The sequence below is a fragment of the Mesorhizobium sp. M4A.F.Ca.ET.022.05.2.1 genome, assembly GCF_003998845.1.
Lineage (GTDB): Bacteria > Pseudomonadota > Alphaproteobacteria > Rhizobiales > Rhizobiaceae > Mesorhizobium.
Window position 1 is genome coordinate 1 of record NZ_RZOJ01000237.1, and the last position, 9,490, is coordinate 9,490.

Annotated in this window: 9 protein-coding genes and 1 pseudogene; 4 read left to right on the top strand and 6 right to left on the bottom strand. The window is 66.5% G+C overall.

The genetic code is table 11. The features are described from left to right. A pseudogene (locus EN745_RS22620) lies at positions 1–553 on the top strand (hypothetical protein); the annotation flags it as partial. A gap of 22 nt (positions 554–575) precedes the next feature. On the opposite strand, the gene EN745_RS22625 reads toward EN745_RS22620, so the two are convergent. The 6 genes from EN745_RS22625 to EN745_RS22650 all read right to left on the bottom strand — a co-directional run bounded on the left by EN745_RS22625 (position 576) and on the right by EN745_RS22650 (position 6,596). Then, entirely contained in the window at positions 576–1,322 is a 747-nt protein-coding gene (locus EN745_RS22625; protein WP_126056939.1) for a ferredoxin reductase, read from the bottom strand. Beyond that, entirely contained in the window at positions 1,319–1,936 is a 618-nt protein-coding gene (locus EN745_RS22630; RefSeq protein WP_127422303.1) for a molybdopterin-dependent oxidoreductase, read from the bottom strand. Before EN745_RS22630 ends, EN745_RS22625 begins: the two co-directional genes overlap by 4 nt. A 124-nt stretch (positions 1,937–2,060) precedes the next feature. Continuing rightward, positions 2,061–3,605 (bottom strand): DegQ family serine endoprotease, encoded by a 1,545-nt coding sequence (locus tag EN745_RS22635; protein ID WP_127422304.1) that lies wholly within the window; start codon positions 3,603–3,605, stop codon positions 2,061–2,063. Positions 3,606–3,803: 198 nt separating this feature from the next. Next, positions 3,804–4,538, bottom strand: a complete 735-nt coding sequence (locus EN745_RS22640; RefSeq protein ID WP_127407410.1) for an MBL fold metallo-hydrolase — start codon at positions 4,536–4,538, stop codon at positions 3,804–3,806. After that, positions 4,538–5,704, bottom strand: coding sequence for a diphosphate--fructose-6-phosphate 1-phosphotransferase (locus tag EN745_RS22645; protein WP_127422305.1), 1,167 nt, complete (start codon positions 5,702–5,704; stop codon positions 4,538–4,540). The genes EN745_RS22640 and EN745_RS22645 overlap by 1 nt, the downstream gene beginning before the upstream one ends. A gap of 121 nt (positions 5,705–5,825) precedes the next feature. Next, positions 5,826–6,596 (bottom strand): L,D-transpeptidase, encoded by a 771-nt coding sequence (locus EN745_RS22650; RefSeq protein WP_126056937.1) that lies wholly within the window; start codon positions 6,594–6,596, stop codon positions 5,826–5,828. A 221-nt stretch (positions 6,597–6,817) separates the two neighbouring features. Between EN745_RS22650 and EN745_RS22655 the strand changes: the two genes are divergently transcribed. The 3 genes from EN745_RS22655 to EN745_RS22665 all read left to right on the top strand — a co-directional run. Further along, complete coding sequence (locus tag EN745_RS22655; RefSeq protein WP_126056936.1) at positions 6,818–7,441, top strand: LysE family translocator; 624 nt, start codon at positions 6,818–6,820, stop codon at positions 7,439–7,441. A gap of 106 nt (positions 7,442–7,547) precedes the next feature. Continuing rightward, entirely contained in the window at positions 7,548–8,873 is a 1,326-nt protein-coding gene (locus EN745_RS22660) for a tetratricopeptide repeat protein (RefSeq protein WP_127422306.1), read from the top strand. Positions 8,874–8,955: 82 nt separating this feature from the next. Further along, a partial coding sequence (locus tag EN745_RS22665; RefSeq protein ID WP_245487800.1) for an FGGY family carbohydrate kinase occupies positions 8,956–9,490 on the top strand: 535 nt, incomplete at its 3' end.

The window sequence follows — 9,490 nt, forward strand, 5'->3', positions numbered from 1 at the left end:
CTGGCGCAACCGGCCGCTCTTGCGCTTCAGCCGCAACTGCTTGGCAAAGCCGCGCACCGATTTCGGCGGGCTTACCTGGCTGTCGCGCGGCTTTGCCAAGCAGTTGCGGCTGAAGCGCAAGAGCGGCCGGTTGCGCCAGGACGAACCGGACGTCGTCTGGCGCGGCAGGCGGGTGGCCGGTAGGGCGAAGAGGCAATCATCGCCTTTCGTGATGTCGCAGGCAATCGACTGTCCCGACCCGGGCGGCGAGATCATGCTGGAGGTGACGGTCCGGATCGCCGTGCCGCCGGTGCGCCGCCGCATCGAGATGGAGATCAACGGCGATGGCCGGCATGTCGCCCGTTTGCGCGCCCTGGCGATCAGCCGCGCCGGCGGGGAACGGGTGCTGCGCTTTCGCGGCAAGGTGGCGCTCGACCCGACGGCGGGGCGCACGCTGGTGATCGAGGCGCGGCCATCCCGCCAGTTCCGCACCTGGGACGACGAGACCGCCGTCGCCACCTATGGCGCGCTGCCCTTCCAGCTCGTCTCGGCAAAGTTCTCGCCGGTTTCCTGACAACGACCTCCTCGCGGCCTGCTCAAACGCCGTAGCGTTCCGTGCGGATCAAGCCAGCCGGCACGTCGGCATCGATGAGCGCCTGGGCGGCGGCCGAGACGAAGGCATTCGAGCCACAGACGAAGGCGAGAATCGGTGGCTTGGGCAGCCGCTCCATGGCCTGCACCATCATCGCGGCGTCGATGCGCCTGGAATAGTCCGAGGCTCGCTGGGCCGGCTCGCGCGTCAGCGTCAGCACCAAGTCGAAGCCGTCGCGCCGGTCGTCGAGGCCGATCAACTCGTCGCGGAAGATCACCTCGTCCCAGACCCGCGCCGAAAACACCAGAGCGACCGGCGCGGCCGATTTCCGCACGCTGCGGTGACGCACCATCGCCATCAGCGGCACCACGCCTGAGCCGCCGCCCACCAGCAGGATCGGCCCGCCATCACCGGCCGACCAGATGAAATGGCCGCCGAGCGGCCCGCGCAATTCGATCTCGTCGCCGACCGCCGCAACCTCGTGGAAGAAGGGCGACACCTCGCCATCCTCGAGCCTCTCGATCGCCAGCTCGACCGTGCCGGCGCTCTCCGGCGCCGAGGCAATGGAGTAGGAGCGGCGCGCCTGATAGCCGTCCGGCGCCGTCAGCCTGACGTCGACATGCTGTCCGGCCAGGTGGAGGAAAGGCCGCGACAGCTTGAAGAAGAAGCTCGTGACACGCGGCGTGCGTTTCTCGATGCGCACGATCCTCGCCGTCTGCCAGGGCGATTGCGCGGCCGAGGCCTCGCTCATGGATCGCCCGAATAGCGCTGTTCGCGCCACGGGTCGCCATAGATATAGATATGGTAGCCGCGCAATTCCCAGAAGCCCGGCTCGTCGCGCTCGGTGAACTGCAGCCCGTTCAGCCATTTCGCCGACTTCCAGAAATAGAGATGCGGCACAAGAAGCCGCGCCGGTCCGCCATGGTCCGGCGTGATCGGCTTGCCCTCGTAGAGCAGCGCCACCATCGCCTTGCCGTCGAGCAGATCCTTGGCCGGCACATTGGTGGTGTAGCCGTCGAACGAGAGCGCCAGCGTGTAGGCGGTCGGCGGCGCGATGCCGGCATCGGCGAGGATGTCGTCGACCAGCACGCCTTGCCAGGCGGTGTCGAACTTGGTCCAGGCGGTCACGCAATGGATGTCGCGCGTCATCCTGGTCAGCGGCAGCGCGCTGAACTCGGCCCAGTTCCATTTCTTGATCGGGCGAGGGCCGTGCTTGAGGGTGAACGACCAGTCCTCGGTGCGCACATGCGGCGTCGGCCCGGCCGACAGCACCGGGAAGCCCTGCTCGAGATACTGGCCCGGCGGGATGCGCGTGTCATGGTCCGTGGGGGGACGCCGTCCGGAAACGAAACCACGGGTGACCATCAGCACATCCCTTTGCGTGGGGCCGTTTGCCGGCCCAGCGCAATGTTCTCGAAGATGGCCCGGCGGGCAACAGAAAAAATGCCGGCGGCGGGCCTTGTGTCTGGCCTGTCGCCGGCGCCAGGCCTCAGCCTGCGGCGAAAGGCACGGCGACGAAGATCTGCGCGTCGCCGCGGTCGACGAGCAGCAGCACCGACTTGCGGCCGGACTTGCCTGCCTCGGCGATCGCCTGGTTCGCCTGCCTGGCGCTCTTCACCGGGGTCCGGTCGACGGCGACGATGACATCGCCCGGCTCGAGGCCGGCCGCCGAAGCCGCCTTGTCCGGATTGACGCGCTCGACCAAGGCGCCGCGCTGATTGTCGGCCAGGTTCAACTCCTCGCGGACATCGGGCGTGATGTCGGTGAGGCCAAGGCCGAGCGACGGGACGCGCAGGGCCTGCCCGGCCGACGGCTTGCCGCCCTCGCCATCGGACGCGGTCTTAACGTCTTCCGAGTTGCGGCCGACATCAGCGGAGATCTGCACGATCTTGCCGTTGCGCCAGACGTCGAGCGTTTCCCTGGCGCCAGGCGAGACCTCGGCGACGGCGCGCGACAGATCCTTGGGATCCTTGATCTCCTGGCCGGCGAAGCCGGTAATGACATCGCCGGTCGCAATGCCGGCCTTGGCCGCGGGCGACCCTTCGGTGACCGCGGCGACAAGCGCGCCGCCGGGGTGGTCGAGCCCCATGGCACTTGCCACGTCCTGCGTCACCGGCTGGATCTGCACGCCGAGATAGCCGTACTCGATGTCGCCGCCCTTCATCAGCTTGGCGATCACCTTTTGCGCCTGGTCGGACGGAATGGCGAAGCCGACGCCGACGCTGCCGCCATTAGGCGAAAAGATGGCGGTGTTGATGCCGACGACATTGCCGCCGACATCGACCAGCGGGCCGCCGGAATTGCCATGGTTGATCGGCGCGTCGATCTGGATGAAATCGTCGAACGGACCGCTGTTGAGGTCGCGGCCGCGCGCCGAGACGATGCCGGCGGTGACCGTGGTGCCGATGCCGAACGGGTTGCCGAAGGCAAGTATCTGGTCACCCGGCATGAGCTTGTCGGAATCGCCCCATTTGACCGTCGGCAGCGGCTTGCTGGCCTTGACCTTGAGCACGGCGAGGTCGTTCTTGGCGTCGCGGCCGATCAGCTTGGCGGGAAGCTCGGTGCCGTCATCCAGCGTCACCTTGATCGAGGTCGCGCCGTCGATGACGTGGTTGTTGGTGACTATGGTGCCGTCGGCGCCGACGATGAAGCCGGAGCCCAGCGCCTCGGCGCGCTGCGCCTGCTGCGGCGGCGTCTTGGGCATCGGCACGCCCTGGTCGCCGAAGAACTGGCGGAAATAGTCGTCGAAGGGCGAGCCGCCGTCAAAGGGTTGCTCCTCGTTCATCGTTTCCGGCTGCGCCTTCATGACGGTGGCGACGGTCACCACCGCCGGCTTGTCGACGGCCACAATCGGCGCGAACGAGCCGTTCGGTGCCGTAATCCCGGCAACGGGGGTCTGGGTCGTGGGGACCACGTTGCTCGCGCCGCCGCTGTTCGCGCTTTGGGCGAAGGATACGACGAAAGGGGAGATGATCAGCGCAGCGCCCAGCAGGGCCGCGACGCGATGTCTACGAAGAATGCTTGAGGGTGACATGGTCGTTCTGTCCGGGCGAGAGTTGATCTTGCGCCGCGAGCGGCTCTCAGGCGAAGCGCCGTCGACGTGTCGGCGACCTGGACTGCCCGTCTCGCCTCGCGTGACAGCCGGCCGGATCGACAGCCCGCATCTAGGGCGTCGATGGGTCCGAATTAGGGTTTTCGTCCGACCTTACGAAGATTTAATCTCAGAAGGCGCTCACGAAGCGCCCCGTCGGCGCAGATAGGCCGAGGCGATCTCGCGCATGCGCGCGGCGTCGAAGCTCGGTCCATGACCGCCATAGCCGATGCGGATCGGCAGGTCGAGCAGGCGCCGCATGGTGCGGCAATAGGCGGCGCGATCGGAATCCGGCAAATCGTCGATCAGCATGCCGTCATAGATGGCATCGCCGGCAAACATCAACCCGTCGGCCTCGTCGAACAGCGCGATCGAATCGGGCGAATGTCCCGGCAGATGCAGGACGCGGAACTGGCGGTCGCCGAGATCGACGATGTCGTCCTCGTCAAGCGTGCGCGTCAGCGGCGCCGGCGCAATGCTGTAGTCGGCTGCGCTCCAGTCCGGCGTGGGCAGCCTGGAAACGGCGCCGTCGAGATTGCGGAACATGTAGGCGTAGGTGACGGCCTCATCCATGCTCTCGAACTGCGCGGCGCTCATCTTCGGCCCGGCCCGCAGCGGGAACTCATGCAGCGAGCCGACATGGTCGAGATGGATATGCGTGGCGACGACGATCAGCGGCTTGCCTGCTGGCGTGTCGATCTCGGGCGCCAGCGGCAGGATGCCCATGCCGGTGTCGACCAGAAGGTCGGCGTCCCGGCCTTTGAAATGCCAGATGTTGGCGCGCACGAAATCGTGCACGAACGGCTCGGTCAGCATCGATGTCCTGGCGTCGACGATGGCCTTGCCGAACCAGTCGCCGACTACCAGGTCGCCCATCAGACGAAGGGCTTCCCGACCTTGTATTTCTCCGGCACCAGCCGCTTGAGGTAGGCCATGCCGGCATCCGAGAGCTTGTTGGCGTCGGGCTGCATGAAATCGTCGGGCATGTGGCGCGTCTTGCCTGCGACATTCTTCAGCGGCACCTTCTTCAGCACGGTTTTGGAACCGTCATGCTGCAGCGCCACCGAGCCGCCGCCCTGCCCGGCGACCTCGACTGCGAAGGCGCCGGCGTCGAAGGCCTCTTTGGCGTCGACGGCATTGATCGCGCCGATGTAGCCGCGCGGCATGTAGCCCAGCGCATCGACCCGCGCCCGCTTGCCCGGCAGGCCTTCGGCCAGCGCCCGTTCCAACGCCGCCGTCAGGTCGCTGCCCGACAGCTTGACGTTGCCGTGCTGGTCGCGTTCGAGCTTCTCTGGCGGCACCAGGCTCTCGACCAGCGCCTTGCCGTCGGCTGTGCTGACGCCCTCCGACACGGCGACGATGCAGCGCTTGTGGCGGTCGAGCGTGGCCCGCACGTCGTCGATGAAGCGTTTCGCCGAGAAGGCGCGCTCCGGCACGTAAACCAGATGCGGGCCGCTGTCCGGATCGAGCTGCCAGGCGGCGGCGGCCGCGGTCAGGAAGCCGGCGTGCCGGCCCATGACGATGCCGACATAGATGCCGGGCAGGGCGCGGAAATCGAGGTCGACCGAGAGGAAGGCGCCGGCGACGAACTCGGCCGCCGAGATGAAGCCCGGCGTGTGGTCGTTCTCCTCGAGGTCGTTGTCGATAGTCTTCGGCGCGTGCACGAAGGCGATTGTGCCGCCGGCTGCGTCGGTCAGGATCTGCTGCGTGCCCGACGTGTCGTTGCCGCCGATATAGATGAAGGCGTCGGCGCCGATCTTCTTCAGCCCGTTGAGGATCACCTCGCAATAGGCGGCGTCGGGCTTGTCGCGGGTCGAGCCGAGCGCCGCGCTCGGCGTCGCCGCGATCAGCCTGAGCTGCTCCTCAGGGATGGCCGAGAGGTCGGCATAGTTGCCATCGCGGATGCCGCGCACGCCGTGGATCGAGCCCAGCACCCGGGCGCCGGGATGGCGCTTGCGGATCTCCAGCGCGGCGCCGACGACCGTCTGATTGATGACGGCGGTCGGGCCGCCGCCCTGCGCGATGACGAAAGTTCCGGCCATGCTTGATCTCTCCCGGGGCGATGGTTTCAGGGCACCTTCGCCTGTCTTGCTGGATGACGCAACGGGAGAAAAGACCGCACTTGGACAAGTCGCCAAAGCGGCCGCCGGCAGCGGCCGAGGATCAGACCACGACCACCGGGTTCTTCTTCGACACGCGGCTGTAAAGATCAATGATGTCCTGGTTGATCAGCCGAACGCAGCCCGACGACATCGCCTGGCCGATGCTCCACCATTCCGGCGAGCCGTGGATGCGGTAGCCGGTGTCCTTGCCGTTCTGGAAGATGTAGAGCGCCCGCGCGCCAAGCGGGTTGGTGAGGCCGCCGGGCTGGCCGCCCTGCCATTTCACCAGTTCCGGCTTGCGCTGGATCATTTCCGGCGGCGGCGTCCAGACCGGCCATTCCTTGCCGTACTGGATGTTGGCGCGGCCCGACCAGCGGAAGCCGTCCTTGCCGATGCCGACACCGTAGCGGATGGCGTCGCCGCCGGGTTGCACCAGATAAAGCATGCGCTCCTGCAGGTGCACCACGATGGTGCCGGGCGCCTCGCCGGTCTTGTCGACGACGATCTGGCGGCGGAACTCCGGCTTGACCTTCAGGTAGGGCACCGCCGGCACCTCGAAACCCCCATCGGTCAGCGACGCATACATGACGTCGGGGCCTGTGATGTTCTTGTCGACGCTGATCGCTGGGCGCAGGGGATGCACCGAGCCGGTGGTGGTGTCGTCGATCTGCAATTGCGGCAGGTCGAGCGTCTCGGTGGTGCTGCAGCCGGCGATGCCGAGCAGCGCCGCGGCGCCGAAGCCCGAGATCATGCTGCGGCGGGAAAGCTGTATTCCGGTTTCGATAGCATCGCCGTTCGAAGGCGGCGTCAAACTTTGCGGCAACTCGCGCATGCACCAAACCCTACACTGTCGGCGGGAAGCACGGTCCGGCCGGATAGCAGGCATTTTCATCGATCATGGTTGAAAAAGCGTGAAGGACCCGACTTTGGTCCTAAGGGCCGTCGCCGCCGCCGGCAGGGCCGAACCAGCCGCCCAAACATTTCGAAGATGCCTCTTTACATTCCGGCCGACCCGAGGATTTATCCTTTTCTTTGTGCTCAAGGAGTGAGGAAATGTCCTTCGAGAACTGGGCCGCCTTCGCCGCCGCCTCCACCATCCTTCTCGTCATCCCGGGTCCGACGATCCTTCTGGTCGTCTCCTATGCGCTCGGCCAGGGCTGGCGCACCGCGCTGCCGATGGCGGTCGGCGTCGCGCTCGGCGACTTCACCGCCATGACGCTGTCGATGCTCGGCATCGGCGCACTGCTGGCGGCATCGGCCACCGTGTTCACCGTGCTGAAGGTGATCGGCGCCTGCTATCTGATCTATCTCGGCGTCAAACTGTTCCGCGCCGGCGGGGCGCTGAAAGCCGAGCCGCGCACCGACGCGGTGTCCGCCGCCAAGATGATGGCGCATGCCTGGCTGGTCACCGCGCTCAACCCGAAGAGCATCACCTTCTTCGTCGCCTTCCTGCCTCAGTTCCTCGACCGGCACGCCGATTTCTGGCCGCAGATGCTGATCTTCGAGACGACCTTCCTGGCGCTCGCCTTCGCCAATGCCTTCGGCTACGCACTGATCGCGGCCCGGGCGCGCAACGTCGTGCGCAACCCGAAGGCGATTCGCATCTTCAACCGCACCGGCGGCACGCTGCTGGTCGGCGCCGGCATCGCCACCATGGCGATGCGCTCGGGCAATTGAGTCAGGTCCAGCCAAACGGTGCAAGCCGCCCCTCGCCGGTTGGCGAGCCGAGTGTCGATGTTTTAGGATCACGTCCAGTTCGATCAGGACGGTAGCAGGGCACTCAATGGCGCTGAAGAACGCATTCGGCCTGACATTTTCCGGCGCGACGGAGGCGGGATTTTCGCCCTATGAGAGGGCTGTCCGCGAGCTGCAATGCTTTATCGGCGATCCGGTCGCTACCATCGACCGCGCCATCGCCGAAGATCCCGGCTTCGTCATGGCCCATGTGTTCAAGGGCTATCTCTTTGCGCTTGCCACTGAGCCTGAGGCGACGGCCGTGGCCAGGGCCTGTCACGAAGCGGCGCTGCCGCTTGCGGCGACGGCGCGCGAGCAGGCGCATATCGCGGCGCTCGGCCATCTCGCCGCGGGCCGTTGGCACGACGCCTCGCGCCTGCTCGAGGACATCGCCATCGATTTTCCGCTCGATGCGGTGGCCCTGCAGACCGGGCATCAGATCGACTTCTTCACCGGCAATGCGCGCATGCTGCGCGATCGTATCGGTCGCGCGCTGCCGTCCTGGCAGAGGGGCATGCCGGGCTACCACGCCATTCTCGGCATGCAGGCCTTCGGGCTGGAGGAGATGGGCGACTATGCTCGCGCTGAGGGCTTCGGCCGGACGGCGATTGAGATCGAGCCGCGCGACGGCTGGGCGCAGCACGCGGTCGCGCATGTTATGGAAATGCAGAGCCGGCAAAAGGACGGCATCGCCTGGATGCGCGCCAACCCGGACGCATGGACGAAAGACAGCTTCCTCAAAGTGCACAATTGGTGGCACCTTGCGCTGTTCCACTACGATCTCGGCGAGACCGAGGAAGTCCTGGCGCTCTATGACGGGCCGATCTACGGCACGCGCTCGACACTGGCGCTCAACATGGTGGATGCTTCGGCGATCCTGTGGCGGCTGCATCTCGGCGGCGTCGATGTCGGCGATCGCTGGACCGCTCTCGCCGCCAATTGGGCGCCCAAGGCTGCTGCCGGCAACTATGCCTTCAACGATGCCCATGCGATGATGGCTTTCGTCGGCGCTGGGCTGGAGGCGCCGGCCAGGACCTTGCTGGAGGCGCAGCGCGAGGCGATGCATGCCAGCGACGACAACGCCGCTTTTACCCGGGATGTCGGCCATCCGCTGACGCTGGCGATCAAGGCGTTCGGCGAAGCTGACTACACCGAGGCGGCGCGCCTGATCCGGCCCATACGCTCGATCGCGAACCGCTTCGCCGGCAGCCATGCGCAGCGCGACGTCATCGACCTGACGCTGATCGAGGCTGCCCTGCGCGCCGGCGATGGACCGCTGGCGCGGGCGCTGACGGGCGAGCGCGCCTTTGCGCGGCCGGACAGTCCGCTGTCGGCGCTGTTTTCGCGGCGCGCCGCCGATTTGTCCGAGAATTGACCCGAAGCGGATCTTGGCATAAGAACTGGCCAAGCCAGATTTTTTCGAGATCCGAAAAAATTAAAGGCATTGGGAGGACATCATGTATCTCGGCCTCGATCTGGGCACGTCGGGCGTCAAGGCGCTTTTGATCGATGCCGGGCAGACCGTCATCGGCTCCGGTCACGGCTCGCTCGATGTCTCGCGGCCGCATCCGGGATGGTCCGAGCAGGATCCCGCGCACTGGATCGCGGCCTGCGAAAAAGCGATTGCCGAACTCAAGGCCGCACATCCGAAGGAACTCGCGGCCGTCAAGGGCATCGGCCTGTCCGGCCAGATGCATGGCGCAACCCTGCTCGACGCCGGCGACCAGGTGCTGCGCCCCTGCATCCTGTGGAACGACACGCGCAGCCATGTCGAGGCCGCCGCGCTCGACGCCGATCCGCGCTTCCGCAAGCTCACCGGCAACATCGTCTTTCCGGGCTTCACCGCGCCGAAGCTCGCTTGGGTGAAGAACAACGAGCCCAAGATCTTCGCCGACGTGGCGAAGGTGCTGCTGCCCAAGGATTTCCTGCGGCTCTGGCTGACGGGCGAGCACATTTCGGAAATGTCCGACTCCGCCGGCACCTCCTGGCTCG